Annotated in this window: 13 protein-coding genes; 7 read left to right on the plus strand and 6 right to left on the minus strand. The window is 66.0% G+C overall.

What is annotated here, in order from left to right:
* Nucleotides 1-175: 175 nt before the first annotated feature.
* Nucleotides 176-1,276, minus strand: a complete 1,101-nt coding sequence (locus RT551_RS10995) for an OmpA family protein (RefSeq protein ID WP_313458513.1) — start codon at nucleotides 1,274-1,276, stop codon at nucleotides 176-178.
* A gap of 370 nt (nucleotides 1,277-1,646) precedes the next feature.
* Between RT551_RS10995 and RT551_RS11000 the strand changes: the two genes are divergently transcribed.
* The 4 genes from RT551_RS11000 to RT551_RS11015 all read left to right on the plus strand — a co-directional run bounded on the left by RT551_RS11000 (nucleotide 1,647) and on the right by RT551_RS11015 (nucleotide 6,293).
* Complete coding sequence (locus tag RT551_RS11000; protein ID WP_313458515.1) at nucleotides 1,647-2,672, plus strand: zinc-binding alcohol dehydrogenase family protein; 1,026 nt, start codon at nucleotides 1,647-1,649, stop codon at nucleotides 2,670-2,672.
* A 95-nt stretch (nucleotides 2,673-2,767) separates the two neighbouring features.
* Nucleotides 2,768-4,801, plus strand: coding sequence for an NADPH-dependent 2,4-dienoyl-CoA reductase (locus tag RT551_RS11005; RefSeq protein WP_313458517.1), 2,034 nt, complete (start codon nucleotides 2,768-2,770; stop codon nucleotides 4,799-4,801).
* 336 nt (nucleotides 4,802-5,137) lie between these two features.
* Complete coding sequence (locus tag RT551_RS11010) at nucleotides 5,138-5,596, plus strand: cell wall hydrolase (protein WP_313458520.1); 459 nt, start codon at nucleotides 5,138-5,140, stop codon at nucleotides 5,594-5,596.
* Nucleotides 5,597-5,681: 85 nt separating this feature from the next.
* A complete protein-coding gene (locus RT551_RS11015; protein ID WP_313458522.1) occupies nucleotides 5,682-6,293 on the plus strand; it encodes a glutathione S-transferase N-terminal domain-containing protein in 612 nt (203 codons plus the stop codon).
* Between the two features lie 158 nt (nucleotides 6,294-6,451).
* On the opposite strand, the gene RT551_RS11020 is transcribed toward RT551_RS11015, so the two are convergent.
* From RT551_RS11020 to RT551_RS11040, 5 genes are all read right to left on the minus strand, one after another.
* Nucleotides 6,452-6,946 (minus strand): hypothetical protein, encoded by a 495-nt coding sequence (locus RT551_RS11020; protein ID WP_313458523.1) that lies wholly within the window; start codon nucleotides 6,944-6,946, stop codon nucleotides 6,452-6,454.
* Between the two features lie 170 nt (nucleotides 6,947-7,116).
* The gene (gene prpE, locus RT551_RS11025; RefSeq protein WP_313458524.1) at nucleotides 7,117-8,994 is read right to left on the minus strand and encodes a propionate--CoA ligase; all 1,878 of its coding nucleotides are present in this window, start codon (nucleotides 8,992-8,994) and stop codon (nucleotides 7,117-7,119) included.
* 160 nt (nucleotides 8,995-9,154) lie between these two features.
* Nucleotides 9,155-9,763, minus strand: a complete 609-nt coding sequence (locus RT551_RS11030; protein ID WP_313458526.1) for an RluA family pseudouridine synthase — start codon at nucleotides 9,761-9,763, stop codon at nucleotides 9,155-9,157.
* Between the two features lie 95 nt (nucleotides 9,764-9,858).
* Nucleotides 9,859-10,845 carry a malate dehydrogenase gene (locus tag RT551_RS11035; RefSeq protein WP_125358508.1) on the minus strand — a complete coding sequence of 329 codons (987 nt, stop codon included), beginning with the start codon at nucleotides 10,843-10,845 and terminating at the stop codon, nucleotides 9,859-9,861.
* Between the two features lie 119 nt (nucleotides 10,846-10,964).
* Nucleotides 10,965-11,459, minus strand: coding sequence for a peptidylprolyl isomerase (locus tag RT551_RS11040; protein WP_313458528.1), 495 nt, complete (start codon nucleotides 11,457-11,459; stop codon nucleotides 10,965-10,967).
* Between the two features lie 264 nt (nucleotides 11,460-11,723).
* Here RT551_RS11040 and typA point away from each other — a divergent pair, with 264 nt between their 5' ends.
* The 3 genes from typA to RT551_RS11055 all read left to right on the plus strand — a co-directional run bounded on the left by typA (nucleotide 11,724) and on the right by RT551_RS11055 (nucleotide 15,710).
* Nucleotides 11,724-13,553 (plus strand): translational GTPase TypA, encoded by a 1,830-nt coding sequence (gene typA / locus RT551_RS11045; RefSeq protein ID WP_313458530.1) that lies wholly within the window; start codon nucleotides 11,724-11,726, stop codon nucleotides 13,551-13,553.
* Between the two features lie 13 nt (nucleotides 13,554-13,566).
* The gene (locus RT551_RS11050; protein ID WP_313458533.1) at nucleotides 13,567-14,031 is read left to right on the plus strand and encodes a DUF2127 domain-containing protein; all 465 of its coding nucleotides are present in this window, start codon (nucleotides 13,567-13,569) and stop codon (nucleotides 14,029-14,031) included.
* 65 nt (nucleotides 14,032-14,096) lie between these two features.
* Nucleotides 14,097-15,710 carry an amidase gene (locus RT551_RS11055; protein WP_313458536.1) on the plus strand — a complete coding sequence of 538 codons (1,614 nt, stop codon included), beginning with the start codon at nucleotides 14,097-14,099 and terminating at the stop codon, nucleotides 15,708-15,710.
* Nucleotides 15,711-15,729: the final 19 nt, after the last annotated feature.

Raw genomic sequence — 15,729 nt, forward strand, 5'->3', positions numbered from 1 at the left:
ATGCATCCAGAAAGAGGGTCGACGCGTCGAGTTTAACAGCGACGAAACGCCTTACAAGATCCCACATTCAATGAATACGGCAACACGTTGAATTTTTTATCGATTTCCTACCCAGCGCACAAAAAAACAGGGCCCGGCAATGCCGGGCCCTGCTTCTGAACCTTTACGTCAGAACTTAGTTCTGGACGTTCAGCTCGGTACGACGGTTCTTGGCGCGGCCTTCCGGGTTGTCCGAACCATCCGGGTTGGTGTTCGGGGCAATCGGACGCGACTCGCCGTAGCCGATCGGGCCGACCAGACGCGACGCGGCAACACCGTTGCTGGTCAGGTAGTCGTACACAGCGGTAGCACGACGCTCGGACAGCTTCTGGTTGTACTCGTCGGTACCCTTCGAGTCGGTGTGGCCAGCCACTTCGACGCGCAGGTCCGGGTAACGGGTCAGGATCTGGGCGGCTTCGCTCAGGATCGCCACGGCGTCCGGACGCAGGGTCGACTTGTCGAAGTCGAAGTTCACGCCCTTCAGGTCGATCGAGACCGGCACCGGGCAACCGTCCGGACCGATGGTCTGACCCGGCTGCGAGTTCGGGCACTTGTCGTCGCAGTTGTTGACGCCGTCACCGTCGTCATCCAGGTCGGCGCAGCTCGGAGCAGCCGGCGGCGGCGGAGCCACAGCGGCAACCGGAGCCGGGCCCAGCGGGATCACGACGCCGACCGAAGCCAGCAGGTCGCCGAACCAGCTTTCGTCACGGCCGTTCAGGGTCGGGTTGTAGCTCTTGTCGTCGAAGTCACCGCGGTAGCCGACTTCGGCGCGCACGGCCACAGCCTTCTCGAAGGTGGTCTGCAGACCGACGCCGACGATGGCGGAGAAGTTGCCGTCCTTGCGCTCACCCAGCACCGGGCCCGGCTGCGAGAACTCTTCTTCCGACTTCTGGTAGCCCACGCCGAAACGCAGGTAGGGGTTCCAGCCACGGCCGTCCTGGATGAAGTGGTAACGGGCCGAGATATCAGCACCGTACTGGCTCCAGTTCAGATCCTGGTTGGCATCGAAGTTCGGGTTCTGGTAGTTCAGCTCACCGTCCAGCGACCAGTTCGGGCTGATGAACTTGCCCAGGCCCAGGGTGACGAACGGAGCATCATTGGTCCCGCGGTCGCTGTCCTGGAAATTGAAACCCGCCGAACCGGTCAGGTACCAGCGGTCATCGAACTCCTGCGCGGACGCAGCCTGGGCCATGGCCAGACCGCCCAGCAGCGCGGCAGTAAGGATCTTCTTGTTCATGTAATACAGCTCCTAGTTCGGGGGTATGAAACCGGTAGAGGCATGGTCGAGCGCTATTGCGTCGTTTCAGACTGCGGGTTCAGCACGCCACCGCCGCGAACATTATGCTCAGGGGAGTGAAGGTGATGTTAACAGTCACATAACATGTGAAGACGACCGCCAGACCTCTACCCGGCCCAGCTGCGGGCACCCTATACAGCTTTATGAAGTTGCGCAAGACCTAGCAACGACAAGGGTTTTCCCACTTTTCCAGAGTTTTCAAGGGCTCGCCACAGTAAATCGTGCAGTTCCCCGGCGTGCGCTTATTCAGCGCATAAACAGGTTTCTCCATCGACGTATGATGAATGCGATTTCCCCTGCCGGAGCTGCCATGAAAGCTGTTGTTCAGGAACGCGCCCTGCCTATCGACGATCCGGCTTCGCTGTCGGACATGAACGTCCCGGCCCCCGGCCAACCCACCGGACATGACCTGCTGGTGCGGGTGCTGGCGGTCTCGGTGAACCCGGTGGACGCCAAACAACGCCGCGCCCCGCGTGCGGACGACGCGCCTCCCCGCATTCTGGGTTTCGACGCGGCCGGCGTGGTGGAGGCGGTGGGCCCGGAGGTGACGGCCTTTGCCCCGGGCGATGAGGTCTATTACGCCGGTGACGTCACCCGCCCCGGCTGCAATGCGCAATGGCAGCTGGTCGACGCGCGCGTGGTGGGGCGCAAGCCGACCACGCTGGACTTCGCCGACGCGGCGGCGCTGCCGCTGACCACGCTGACCGCGTGGGAGCTGCTGTTCGACCGCATGTGCCTGCGCTTCGACGACTGCCGCCACCGCGGACAGATGCTGCTGGTGATCGGCGGCGCGGGAGGGGTCGGCTCGATGGCGATCCAGCTGGGCCGCCATGCCGGGTTCACCGTGGTCGCCACCGCTTCACGTCCGGCGTCGGCAGACTGGTGCCGGGCGATGGGCGCGCACCATGTCATTGACCACCGCCAGCCGTTGCCGGCCCAGCTGCAGGCAATGGGCATCACGGCGGTGGACGCCGCCCTGAACCTGGCTGATACCGACGCCTATTGGGAGGTGCTGGGCGAACTGCTGGCCCCGCAGGGCCGCGTGGGCCTGATCGTGGAGCCGCGCGGCCCGCTGCGCATTGGCGATCCGTACAAGGCCAAGTGCATCAGCATCCACTGGGAATTCATGTTCGCGCGGGCGCGCTTCGGCACCGCCGACCTGATCGAACAGCATCGAATCCTGAACCGGGTCGCCAGCCTGGTCGATGCCGGCGAACTGCGCAGTACCGCGCACACCACGCTGGGCACGATCAACGCGGCGAACCTGCGCGAGGCGCACCGGCAGCTGGAGGCCGGCAGCGTGATCGGGAAGCTGACGTTGGCGGGCTGGGATTGAGAAACCGGCGCTACCGGATGGTTGCCGTCCACCCCACTTGCGGCGCGGCCCCTTTCCCGGCACCCTGCGCGTCTTCCGTACGCAAGCGTATCTTCATGTCGCCAGCCGCCGAATCCACCGCCTACCCTCACCTGTTCAGCCCGCTGGACCTGGGCTTCACCCAGCTGCGCAACCGCGTGCTGATGGGCTCGATGCACACCGGGCTGGAAGACCGGGCTCGCGACTTCCCGCGGCTGGCGGCGTATTTCGCCGAGCGCGCCGCCGGCGGCGTCGGTCTGATCGTCACCGGTGGCTATGCGCCCAACGTGGTGGGCTGGCTCAAGCCGTTCGGCGGCAAGCTGTCCTGGCCGTGGGAAGTGGGCCCGCACCGGCAGCTGACCCGCGCCGTGCACGAGCACGGCGGCAAGATCTGCCTGCAGCTGCTGCATGCCGGCCGCTACGCCTACCACCCCTTGTCGGTGGCCCCATCAAAGAAGAAGGCACCGATCAATCCGTTCACCCCGCGTGCCTTGTCCGCACGTGGCGTGGAGCGGCACATCGCCGACTACGCGCGCAGCGCGCGACTGGCCCGTGAGGCTGGCTACGACGGCGTCGAAGTGATGGGATCGGAAGGCTATCTGATCAACGAATTCATCGCGCCGCGCACCAATGCACGCAGTGACGCGTGGGGCGGCGATGCCGCCAAGCGCATGCGTTTTGCGGTGGAAATCGTGCGCCGCATCCGCGAAGCGTGCGGACCGGACTTCATCATCATCTACCGGCTGTCACTGGTCGACCTGGTGGACGACGGCAGCAACTGGGAAGAGATCGTGCAGCAGGCGAAGGCAATTGAATCGGCCGGTGCCACGCTGATCAATTCCGGCATCGGCTGGCATGAAGCGCGCGTCCCCACCATTGCCACCTCGGTGCCGCGCGCGGCCTTCGCCGGCGTCACCGCCAAGCTCAAGCCGCATGTGCAGGTGCCGGTGATCGCCACCAACCGCATCAACATGCCCGATGTAGCCGAGCGCATCCTGGCCGACGGCAACGCCGACATGGTGTCGCTGGCCCGCCCGCTGCTGGCCGATCCGGAGTGGGCGAACAAGGCCCGCGCCGGTCGCGCCCATGCAATCAACACCTGCATCGCGTGCAACCAGGCCTGCCTGGACCATGTGTTCGAGAACAAGACCGCCAGCTGCCTGGTGAACCCACGCGCCGTGCACGAAACCGAACTGGTGTACCGCCCCACCCCGGCACCGCGCCGGATTGCGGTGGTCGGTGCCGGGCCGGCCGGACTGGCCTGCGCCACGGTGGCCGCCGAGCGCGGCCACGCAGTCACCCTCTTTGACGCAGGCAGCGAGATCGGCGGACAGTTCAATGTCGCCAAGCGCATTCCCGGCAAGGAAGAGTTCCATGAAACGCTGCGCTACTTCCGCCACAAGCTGGAAGAAACCGGCGTGCAGGTGAAGCTGGGCACGACCGCTGACGTGGCCACGCTTGCCGGTTTTGACAGCGTCGTCGTGGCCACCGGCATCACCCCGCGCCAGGTGGACTTCCCCGGTGCCGACCACCCCAAGGTGGTCACCTATCTGGACGTGCTGCTGGGCAAGGTCACGGTGGGAAGTGAAGCCGCGATCATCGGTGCCGGCGGCATTGGCTTCGACGTCGGCGAATTCCTGGTCCATGAAGGGCCATCCCCTGCGCTGGACCCGGCGCGCTGGATGGCCGAATGGGGCGTGGACCCGAGTTTCGAGGCGCGTGGTGCGCTGGCGCGCCCGCAGCCTGAAGCACCCGCACGCAAGGTCTGGCTGCTGCAGCGCAGTCCCGGCAAGCCTGGCGCACGGCTGGGCAAGACCACCGGCTGGATCCATCGCGCCACCCTGAAGGCGAAGGGCGTGAAGATGCTCGGCGGGGTCGAATACCTCGGCGTGGATGACAGCGGCCTGCATATCCGCGTGGACGGCCACGAGCAGACCCTGCCGGTGGATCACGTGGTGATCTGTGCGGGCCAGGAGCCACGTCGTGACCTGCATGCGGCATTGCTGGCTGCCGGTGTGGACGCGCATCTGATCGGCGGCGCGGACGTCGCAGCAGAGCTGGATGCCAAGCGTGCGATCAACCAGGGAAGCCGGTTGGCGGCGACGTTGTAACGGGGCCGTTCCACGCACGACCCACGGTCGTGCGCTACCCGCCAACCGGTAGGTGACGACCGTTGGTCGTCACCTGAATGCGGGTTCCGGCACCCGCTCCGAACCTGAATGTCAAGCCTTTCGGTTCAGGATGCATTGGGAAATACCCCCCTATCGTGCGCCAACTTTCCCGCTCACCACCCAGTTCGAGTGAGCGTGCGGCCCCCACGATCTTTCGGGAGCCGCCAACGGGCGGCCCCGATGGTCGCCTCCCCATGACGCCAAGCAGTACCCTCGCCGCCGTCCGGTTGATCGGATGGCCCAGCCAGGTGCGGCCCATACGGAGCAAGGAGATTTATGAAACTGGCCTGGATTCTCTGGCTGTCGCAGTTGTTGCCGCAGCCGGCCGCCGATTCGTTGTGCCTGAGCACGACCGTCTACCTCGAAGCGCGTGACCAGACCCTGCGCGGCCAGCAAGCCGTGGCAGAAGTGGCCCTGCGCCGTCTGGACAGCGGCCTGTGGGGCGACTCGATGTGCAAGGTGGTGACCGCGCGCAAGCAGTTCGCCCCGACCATCGTGGCTCCCGGCACCCAGCTGGGCAACACCGATGCGTGGGAAGAAGCGATGACCGTGGCCTTCGACGCCGAGCGCAACTGGGCGCTGCCGGTGGGCGAGCGCAAGGAGATCGTGCCCGGGGCCAGCCATTTTGCCGCACTGGCCATTGCCAGCCCGAGCTGGCGCAATGCCTACCAGGTGGCCACGATCGGCGACCACACCTTCTATAAGGTGCAGAGTCTCAAGCCCCGCCAGTCGTAACAATCTGTTGTGGGCGCGCCGTTGCCGCGCGCCGCCGGCTCCGCGATAGTGGTGGTTTCCACCATCGATCCATCCTGGAGTCCGCATGAAGCTGTACAGCAAGCCCGGAGCCTGTTCCACCGCCGACCACATTGCCCTGCGGTGGACCGGTCAGCCGTTTGAAGTGGAACTGCTCGACAAGGACACGATGAAAGCGCCCGCATTCCTGGCGATCAACCCGGCCGGCGCAGTGCCGGCGCTGGTCGACGGCGACTTCGTGCTGACCCAGAACGCGGCAATCATGGGCTACATCGCCGACTCCTTCCCGCAGGCTGGCCTGGCCGGTGACGGCAGCCCGCGCCAGCGCGCCGAGGCTGCCCGCTGGTTGTCGTTCGTCAATTCCGACGTGCACCCGGCGTTCTCGCCGCTGTTCGGGCCCGGCAAGTTCATTGCCGACGAAGGCCAGTACGACGCGATCCGCGCCGCCGCGCGCAAGCGCCTGCGTGGCCTGTTTGAAACCGCTGACCGCCAGCTGGCCGACAAGCCGTGGCTGGCGGGCTTCCGCAGCGTCGCCGACCCGTACTTCTACATCACCCTGCGCTGGGCCGCCGGTGCCAACGTGGACCTGGTCGGGCTGGACAACGTGGCCGCGTTCAAGACCCGCATGGAAGCCGATGCGGGTGTGCAGGCCGCGTTGAAGGCTGAAGGGCTGGTTTAACGGCCCCTGCGAGACGCTGCCACACGCGTCGTCACGGCCCGTCATTGCACGGGCGCGTGGCGACGCGTTCGTCGTCGCCGCCGCGTCATTGTTCCTGCTGCGCGGCTCTACAACAGCGGGGCAAGCCCCGCTCTACGGCAACGGGGCAGCGAACCGCATTACGCGTCGACGGGTTGGCCCTGCAGCAGGGCGCGGGTTTCTTCCATCCAGCGGTTGGCCAGTGCCGGGCTTTTGGCTTTGGACACCGCCGCCGCCATTTCCGGCCACAGCTTCTCCAGGCTGGCCGCATCGGTGCAGCGTTCGATCTTGAGCTGCATGAAGTAGCCCTTCAGCCCCAGGTGCCTGCGCACCGACTCGCTCATCCAGTCATACAACTGCTTGTACAGCGCCGGGTCGTGTTCGCGCCCGGCGGTCAGCGAGCGCGGCGCGGTCGCAGCCAGTGCGCCGCCCACCACTTCAATCAGGCCCATCGCCTGCAGTTGCGCCAGCGCGTCGTCCGGCGCGCGCAGGCCCGGTAGCATGCCGGTCAGTTCGTCGTCATCGCGCAGGCCATCCACCATCAGCAGAATGGAGCGCAGTCCCGGCGGCAGCTTGCGCGCACGGTCTTCGATTTCCTGACGGCCAGCGGCCGTCTTGGCATGAATGAACGCCATGTTGTCCCCCTGTCACTCTGTGCAGCTGCGGGCGGGACCGTTGTGCGTATCAGCGGTCCGCCTCGCCCCCTTTGCGGTGCCTCGGCACATGTCGCACCGAGCCCCCACCGCAACCGAAGCTTAACCGACGTTCATGATCCGGGGTGCTGCATCGCAGCACCCAGTATCGACTAGCGGCCCAGCGCGCGGCGGATCTCGTCCAGGGCTCCCGGATCGTCCAGCGTCGACAGATCGCCCGGATCGCGCTCCTCGGCCAGCGCCTGCAGCGAGCGGCGCAGCAGCTTGCCCGAGCGGGTTTTGGGCAGCGCATTGACGATGTGGATGTGCGCTGGCCGCGCCACCGCGCCCAGCGAACCGGTCACGCGCTGCATCATCTCGGCGACCACCGCGCTGCCATCGCCGGCCACGGCCTGCTTCAGGGTGACAAACACCAGCGGCACCTGCCCCTTCAGTTCGTCCTTGACCCCGATCACCGCCGCCTCGGCCACCTGCGGATGGCCGGAGATGCACTCTTCGATCTCGCGCGTGCCCAGCCGGTGACCAGCGACGTTGATCACATCGTCGGTGCGGCCAAGGATGAAGGTGTAGCCATCCTCGTCGCGGATCGCCCAGTCCAGCGAGCTGTACAGCAGTTCCTTGAAATGGCTGAAGTAACTCTGCAGGAAGCGGTCGTCGTCCTTCCACACGGTGCTCATGCAACCCGGCGGCAGCGGCGGCACCATCACCAGCACACCCTTCTGCCCTGGCTCGACTTCCGCACCGGTGTTCTCGTCGATCACCTTCATGCGGTAACCGAGATTGGGGTAGCCCGGCGAACCGAAGCGCACCGGTTTCAGGTCCACGCCGGGCAGCAGGGTCAACGCCGGCCAGCCGGTTTCGGTCTGCCAGTAGTTGTCGATGATCGGCTTGCCCAGCGCATCGTTGATCCAGTGCGCGGTCGGCTCGTCTAACGGCTCTCCGGCCAGGAACAGGTACTTCAGCGCCGCCAGGTCGTGCCGCTTGATGAAATCGGCATCGTGTTTCTTCAACACACGGATGGCGGTGGGCGATGAGAACATCGTGCGCACGCCGTACTGTTCGCACAGCGCCCACCAGATGCCCGGATCCGGACTGGTCGGCAACCCTTCGTACAGCAGCGAGGTGCAGCCGCCGATCAGTGGACCGTAGACATTGTAGGAATGGCCGACGGCCCAGCCCACGTCCGAGGTGGAGAACATCACCTGGCCCGGCGCGCAGTCGAACACGGTGCGCATCGACTGCGCCATCGCGACCGCATAGCCGCCCACGTCACGCTGCACGCCCTTGGGCTTGCCGGTGGTGCCGGAGGTGTACAGCAGATAGCTAGGCTCGTTTGCTTCCAGCCATACCACCGGCACGTCCTGGTCGCCGACCTCGGCGCGCAGAGTGGCGTAGTCGACGTCACGCCCCGCCACCTTCGGCTCGGCCGGATCCAACCCGCGCGAGACAATCAGCACGTGCGGCGGTGGCGACTGCGCTTCGGCGCAGGCCGCATCGACCATTGCCTTGTACGGAATCACCTTGCCGCCGCGCTTGCCGGCATCGGCGGCGATCAGCAGCTTGGGTTCAGCATCGTCGATGCGCAGCGCCAGGTTGTGTGCGGCGAAGCCACCGAACACCACCGAGTGGATCGCACCGATACGCGCACACGCCAGCATGGCAAACACGGCCTCGGCCATGTTGGGCATGTAGATGACCACGCGATCCCCACGCTGCACGTCCAGCCGCTGCAGCACCGCCGCGAACGCATTCACTTCGCGGTACAACTCGCGGTAGGTGATTTCGCGGGTGACGTTGGTTTCGGTCGAGATGGCGACCAGCGCAAGCTGGTCGGGACGGTCGACCAGGTGCCGGTCCACCGCGTTGTAGCAGAGATTGGTTTCACCACCGACGAACCAGCGCCGGAACGGCGGGGTGCTGTAGTCGAGCACCTGCTCCGGTTGCTTGTGCCAATAGATGCGCTGGGCTTCCTCGGCCCAGAACGCTTCGGGTTCCTCGATGGATTTCCGGTACAGCTCTTCGTAGCGCATGACAGCCCTCCCAGACAAAGTCATGGGGTCGAGCATAGTCGCGTGCTGCCGGCGCAGCCGCCCTACCTTGGTCGTAAGGGATGTCGGTAGTGCCGGCCGCTGGCCGGCAACCACGCACGCGTGTCCGAAGGTTCCTGAGGTTGCCGGCCAGCGGCCGGCACTACCAGGGGACGAACGATTCGAACGCAAGGGCCTGGCCGGTGACCGGGTGCACGAATTCCAGACGACACGCATGCAGATACACCCGCCCCGCCGGCGTTGCCCCATACAGCACGTCACCGACAATCGGGTGCCCCAGGCTGGCCATGTGCAGGCGCAGCTGATGGCTGCGGCCGGTGACCGGTTCCAGTTCCACATGGGTTCGGCCGCCTTCACGCGCCAGCACCCGCCAGCGGGTCAGCGCGGGCTTGCCGCGTTCATGATCGACCTGCTGTTTCGGCCGGTTCGGCCAGTCCACGATCAGCGGCAGGTCGACCTCCCCTGCTTCGCCGCCGAGCACGCCCTCCACGACCGCCACATAGCGCTTGTGCACCTGGCGCTGCTCGAACTGCGCCGACAACGCCGCCTGCATGGCCTTGCCGCGTGCGTGCAGCAGCAGCCCCGAGGTGACCTGGTCGAGCCGGTGCACGGTAAGGGCATCCGGATACAGCACCTGCAACCGGGCCACCACGCAGTCCTGGTTCTCCGAGGTGCGCCCGGGCACGGACAGCAGGCCGGCGGGCTTCTCAGCCACCAGCAGGGCATCGTCGGCGTAGTGCAGGTGGATCATGTCGGGTTCAACCATCCAGAACGAAAACGGGGAAGCCGAAGCTTCCCCGTGGAACCGGTGGGCGACGACCCTTGGTCGTCGCCCCGCACTGGCGATCAGCCCAGCAGGTGGGCGACGCCGGCGCGCTCTTCTTCCAGCTCGGCCAGGGTCTTGTCGATGTACTTCTGGCTGAAGTCGTCGACCGGCAGATCCTTGACCAGGGTGTACTCACCGTTCTGGGTGGTCACGGCGAAGCCGAAGATCACGCCTTCCGGAATGCCGTAGGAACCGTCGGAGGGCACGCCCATGGTGACCCACTTGCCGTTGCTGCCCAGCACCCAGTCACGCACGTGGTCGATGGCGGCATTGGCAGCCGAAGCGGCCGAGGACGAACCACGGGCTTCAATGATGGCCGCACCGCGCTTGCCCACGGTCGGAATGAAGGTGTTGGCGTTCCATTCCTGATCGTTGATCGCGTCGGCGATGGACGCACCGTCGGCGGTGGCGAAGCGGTAATCCGGGTACATGGTCGGGCTGTGGTTGCCCCACACCACCAGCTTTTCCATGCCGGCGACCGGCTTGCCGAGCTTGGTCGACAGCTGGCTCAGCGCGCGGTTGTGGTCCAGGCGCAGCATGGCGGTGAAGTTGCGCGGGTTCAGGTCCGGAGCCGACTTCATCGCGATGTAGGCATTGGTGTTGGCCGGGTTGCCGACCACCAGCACCTTGACGTCACGCTTGGCAACCTTGTTCAGCGCTGCGCCCTGGGCGGTGAAGATCTTGGCGTTTTCCAGCAGCAGGTCCTTGCGCTCCATGCCCGGGCCGCGCGGACGCGCGCCGACCAGCAGGGCAATGTCGGCGTCCTTGAAGGCCACTTCGGCGTCGTCGGTACCGACCATGCCGGCCAGCAGCGGGAACGCGCAGTCTTCCAGTTCCATCATCACGCCCTTCAGGGCGGCCTGGGCCTTTTCAACCGGCAGCTCGAGCAGCTGCAGGATGACCGGCTGGTCCTTGCCGAGCATTTCGCCGGAGGCGATGCGGAACAGCAGGGCGTAGCCGATCTGGCCGGCGGCGCCGGTCACGGCAACACGAACAGGTGCTTTCATGGGGATTTCCTCTGCTAAAAAGCGAAAAAACGTAGTGGGAGAAGGCCGCCGGGCGGGGATGACCTGGCGGGGCGGCCGCAGACATGAAAACGGCCCCCGTCAGGGGGCCGTTGGAAGCATCAGGCGGCGAGGTGCTTGTTCCACTCGGCGACGCGGTCGGCCTGGGCGGCCAGCACGGCGTCAGTGTCGCCTTCCAGGGTGATCGAGTGGATCACGTCGCCCTGCTTGACCGAATCGACGATGGCCTGGCCTTCCAGGACCTGGCCGAACACGGTGTGCTTGCCGTCCAGCCAGTCGGTCTTGATGTGGGTGATGAAGAACTGGCTGCCGTTGGTGTTCGGACCGGCATTGGCCATCGACAGCGAGCCGACCTTGTGCTTCACGCCGTTCTTGGTCTCGTCTTCGAACTTGTAGCCCGGGCCGCCGGTGCCCTGACCCTTCGGGCAGCCGCCCTGGATCATGAAGTCGGCGATGACGCGGTGGAAGATCAGGCCGTCATAGAAGCCGTGCTTGACCAGGTTCACGAAGTTGGCAACGGTGACCGGGGCCTGTTCCGGGAACAGCTCGACCTTGATCTTGCCCTGGGTGGTGTCGAAGGTGGCGATGAGGGACATGTGGATCCTTGAATATTCGGGGTTGACTCAGCCCCGTGATTCTACACCGCGCCCCACGACCGGCGGGCGCCGGTTTCACGAACGCGTCGCCACGCGCCCGGTCGCCGCCGCGCCCCCCTGGACGACGCTCTTCCTGAACGCGCGAAGGCCAGGCAGATTGGGGTAGATGAATGCGCGAAGGGGGGCTTTTCGCGTTTGGTCATGAAAGCGGTATAATGTTGGACTTCATTTTTCAACTTCCGGCGCCGACTGGCCCCCTTTCGCATGTCCATCGAAAATCTTCGCAACATCGCCATCGTCGCCCACGTCGATCATGGCAAGACCACCCTCGTCGACCAGCTGCTGAAGCAGTCGGGCACCCTGTCCGAGCGCACCGTGCTGGCTGAACGCGTGATGGACAGCAATGACCAGGAAAAGGAGCGTGGCATCACGATCCTGGCCAAGAACACGGCCATCACCTGGCAGGGCAACCGCATCAACATCGTCGACACCCCCGGACACGCCGACTTCGGTGGCGAGGTCGAGCGCGTGCTGTCGATGGTCGACACCGTGCTGATCCTGGTCGACGCCATGGACGGCCCGATGCCGCAGACCCGCTTCGTGACCCAGAAGGCCTTCGCGATGGGCTTCAAGCCGATCGTGGTGGTCAACAAGATCGACCGCCCGGGCGCGCGTCCGGACTGGGTGATCGACCAGGTGTTCGACCTGTTCGACAAGCTCGGCGCCACCAATGAGCAGCTGGACTTCCCGATCGTCTACGCGTCGGCCCTGAACGGCTACGCCGGCCTGGAAGACACCGTGCGCGACGGCGACATGACCCCGCTGTACGAAGCGATCATGAAGCACGCACCGAAGCCGGAAGTGGACCCGGAAGGTGCCTTCCAGATGCGCATCAGCCAGCTGGACTACAACAACTTCGTGGGCGTGATCGGCATCGGCCGCATCCAGCGCGGCACCCTGAAGAAGAACATGCAGGTCGCGGTGATCGATCGCGAAGGCAAGAAGCGCAACGGCAAGGTCGCGCAGGTGCTGGGCTTCCTGGGCCTGGAGCGCATCGAGCAGGAAACCGCCGAAGCCGGTGACATCGTGGCCATCTCGGGCATCCCGGAGCTGACCATCTCCGACACCATCTGCCACCCGGAAACCCCGGAAGCGCTGCCGGCGCTGACCGTGGACGAGCCGACCATCTCGATGACCTTCCAGGTCAACAACTCGCCGTTCGCCGGCAACAAGGACCTGTCCGGTGGCAAGTTCCTGACCAGCCGCCAGATCAAGGACCGCCTGGACCGTGAAAAGGTCCACAACGTGGCCCTGAAGGTCGAACAGCTGGAAGACGCCGACAAGTTCCTCGTGTCCGGCCGTGGCGAGCTGCACCTGTCGGTGCTGATCGAAAACATGCGTCGCGAAGGCTATGAACTGGCCGTGTCGCGTCCGGAAGTGATCATCAAGGAAATCGACGGCCAGCAGATGGAGCCGATCGAACAGCTGGTGGTGGACGTGGAAGAAGTGCACCAGGGCGGCGTGATGGAAAAGCTGGGCACGCGCAAGGGTCAGCTGAAGAACATGGAACCGGACGGCAAGGGCCGCGTGCGCCTGGAATACTCGATCCCGGCCCGTGGCCTGATCGGCTTCCAGAACGAATTCAAGACCCTTACCCAGGGTTCGGGCCTGCTGTTCCACGTGTTCGACCACTACGGTCCGAAGGAACAGGGCGCGATCGCCAAGCGCATCAACGGCGTGATGATCGCCAATGCTCCGGGCGTCACCCCGGCCTACTCGCTGGGCCCGCTGCAGGAACGCGGCAAGCTGTTCGCTGCTGAAGGCGACAACGTGTACGAAGGCCAGCTGGTCGGCATCCACTCCAAGGACAACGACCTGACCGTCAACGCGATCAAGACCAAGCCGCTGACCAACATGCGCGCTTCGGGCAAGGACGACGCGATCCAGCTGACCCCGGCGATCAAGTACTCGCTGGAGCAGGCCCTGGACTTCATCGAGGACGACGAACTGGTCGAAATCACCCCGAAGGAAATCCGTCTGCGCAAGAAGTTCCTGACCGAAAGCGACCGCAAGAAGGCGTCGCGCGCCGGTTGATCGGACCTTTGTCGTGACCGACAAGCCCTACAACCCGGATCCGCACACGCATCCGGGTCTTCATGTGATCGCCTTGCTGGAAGCCGGCAAGGCGGCACTGGCGCTGCTGGCGGCAACCGGGCTGGAAGTGCTCGGCCCGCAGCCACTGCGCGATGGGGTCAATGCCCTGATCCGGCGTTTCAGCCTGGACCCGGATCACGGCACCCTGCCCTCGCTGCTGAACATGATCAGCCCCGACGCGGTGCATCTGGCCGCCGCGGCCATGGTCGCCTACGGCATCCTGCACCTGTTCGAAGCCTGGGGCCTGTGGCGGGCCAAGGCCTGGGCGTCCTGGCTCGGCTGTGTGACCGCCGGCATCTACCTGCCCTTCGACATCTACGCCATTCTCCGCCACCCCGGCTGGGCCTCGTGGACGGTACTGGTCATCAATCTGATCGTGGTCGGCGTGCTCGCCCGCGACCTGCGCAAGCGGCACTGAGTTGCCAAGCGCGGCAACCGCTGGTTAGCCTGAGCGCTGCACCCGGGGACACCTGACACTCACTGATGCGTCTGTCACTGACATCGCTGGCATTGGCCATCGCGCTGAGCGGCTGTTCGCCCTCGCCGTCGTCGCTGCTGGCCAGCACTGCGCATGCTGCCGCCGCAGACAAGACCGACGTCAGCACGCCGTTTCCCTATGCCGAAGCGGATATCAGCGAACTGCAGGCGCAGATGGCAGCCGGTGAACTGGACAGCGTCACCCTCACCCGCGCCTATCTGGACCGCATCGCCCGGCTTGACCGTGCCGGACCGCGCCTGAATGCCGTGCTGGAGCTCAACCCGGACGCACTTAAGGAAGCGGCAGCGCTGGACGCCGAACGTCGCCGTGGGCAGCTGCGCGGGCCTTTGCATGGCATTCCACTGCTGCTCAAGGACAACATCGGCGCGCGCCCGATGGGCACAAGCGCCGGTTCGCTGGCCCTGGCCGGGTTCCGGCCGGACGATGCCTTCCTGGTCACCCGCCTGCGCGCAGCCGGGGCGCTGATCCTGGGCAAGACCAACCTCAGCGAATGGGCCAACTTCCGCTCCAGCCAGTCCATTTCCGGTTGGAGCGCGCGCGGCGGGCAGACCCGCAATCCCTACCGTCTCAGCCACAGCCCGTGCGGTTCCAGCAGCGGCAGCGCGGTGGCGGTCTCGGCCAACCTGGCCGCGGCGGCGGTCGGCACCGAAACCGACGGCAGCATCGTCTGCCCGGCGGCGGTGAACGGGATTGTCGGGCTTAAGCCCACGGTGGGACTGGTCAGCCGCGATGGCGTGGTGCCGATCTCCTTCAGCCAGGACACCCCCGGACCGATGACCCGCAGCGTGGCCGATGCTGCAGCACTGCTGACCGCGATGGCCGGCCGTGACGACGCCGACCCGGCCACCGCGACCCGGCCCGGCCAGGCCGTGTATGACTACACCGCACGCCTGAAGGACGGGGGCCTGCGGGGTGCGCGGATCGGCGTGCTGTACGGCCCGCTGGACCAGCAGCCCGGTGTTGCGCCCGCCCTGCAGCATGCCGTGGCGGTGCTGCGCGATGCAGGGGCCGTGGTGGTGCCGGTGCGCCTGCCAACCCAGGACCAATGGGAGACCGCAGAGCGGATCGTGCTGCTGCACGAGTTCAAGGCGGGCATGGCGCGGTATCTGAGCGCCCGACAAGCCCCGGTGCTCGACCTGGACGCGATCATTGCCTTCAACCGCGCGCACGCCGACAAGGAACTGGTGCTGTTCGGGCAGGACCTGATGGAGAGCGCCGCCCAGGCCGGGGCGCTGGGCAGCCCGGAGTACATCGCCGCGCGCACCGAGGCGCGTCGGCTGGCAGGCCCGGAGGGCATTGATGCGGTGCTCAAGGCCGAACGTCTGGACGCGCTGGTGGCACCCACCACCGGTGCCGCGTGGCCGCTGCGCAGCGGCGAGGCCGATGCGTTTCCCGGCGGCAACTACAGTGCCGCCGCCGTGGCCGGCTATCCCAGCATCAGCGTGCCGATGGCACACGTGAACGGGCTGCCCCTCGGGCTGCTGTTCATGGGCACGGCGTGGAGCGAACCGCGCCTGATCGAGCTGGCCTACGACTACGAGCAGCGCACGCGCGCGCGGAAGCCACCGACGTTCAAGACCGAGGCCCTGCTGCGGTAGCGCCGGCCGTTGGCCGGCC

It is taken from the genome of Stenotrophomonas sp. (assembly GCF_032103445.1).
Lineage (GTDB): Bacteria > Pseudomonadota > Gammaproteobacteria > Xanthomonadales > Xanthomonadaceae > Stenotrophomonas.

Bases quoted from the DNA above. Each gene is read 5' to 3' on its own strand.
- RT551_RS10995 (WP_313458513.1), bottom strand. From the start codon at position 1,276: ATGAACAAGAAGATCCTTACTGCCGCGCTGCTGGGCGGTCTGGCCATG.
- RT551_RS11020 (WP_313458523.1), bottom strand. From the start codon at position 6,946: ATGGCGTTCATTCATGCCAAGACGGCCGCTGGCCGTCAGGAAATCGAA.
- RT551_RS11010 (WP_313458520.1), top strand. From the start codon at position 5,138: ATGAAACTGGCCTGGATTCTCTGGCTGTCGCAGTTGTTGCCGCAGCCG.
- RT551_RS11035 (WP_125358508.1), bottom strand. From the start codon at position 10,845: ATGAAAGCACCTGTTCGTGTTGCCGTGACCGGCGCCGCCGGCCAGATC.
- RT551_RS11055 (WP_313458536.1), top strand. From the start codon at position 14,097: ATGCGTCTGTCACTGACATCGCTGGCATTGGCCATCGCGCTGAGCGGC.
- RT551_RS11030 (WP_313458526.1), bottom strand. From the start codon at position 9,763: ATGATCCACCTGCACTACGCCGACGATGCCCTGCTGGTGGCTGAGAAG.
- RT551_RS11040 (WP_313458528.1), bottom strand. From the start codon at position 11,459: ATGTCCCTCATCGCCACCTTCGACACCACCCAGGGCAAGATCAAGGTC.
- RT551_RS11000 (WP_313458515.1), top strand. From the start codon at position 1,647: ATGAAAGCTGTTGTTCAGGAACGCGCCCTGCCTATCGACGATCCGGCT.
- typA (WP_313458530.1), top strand. From the start codon at position 11,724: ATGTCCATCGAAAATCTTCGCAACATCGCCATCGTCGCCCACGTCGAT.
- RT551_RS11015 (WP_313458522.1), top strand. From the start codon at position 5,682: ATGAAGCTGTACAGCAAGCCCGGAGCCTGTTCCACCGCCGACCACATT.
- RT551_RS11005 (WP_313458517.1), top strand. From the start codon at position 2,768: ATGTCGCCAGCCGCCGAATCCACCGCCTACCCTCACCTGTTCAGCCCG.
- prpE (WP_313458524.1), bottom strand. From the start codon at position 8,994: ATGCGCTACGAAGAGCTGTACCGGAAATCCATCGAGGAACCCGAAGCG.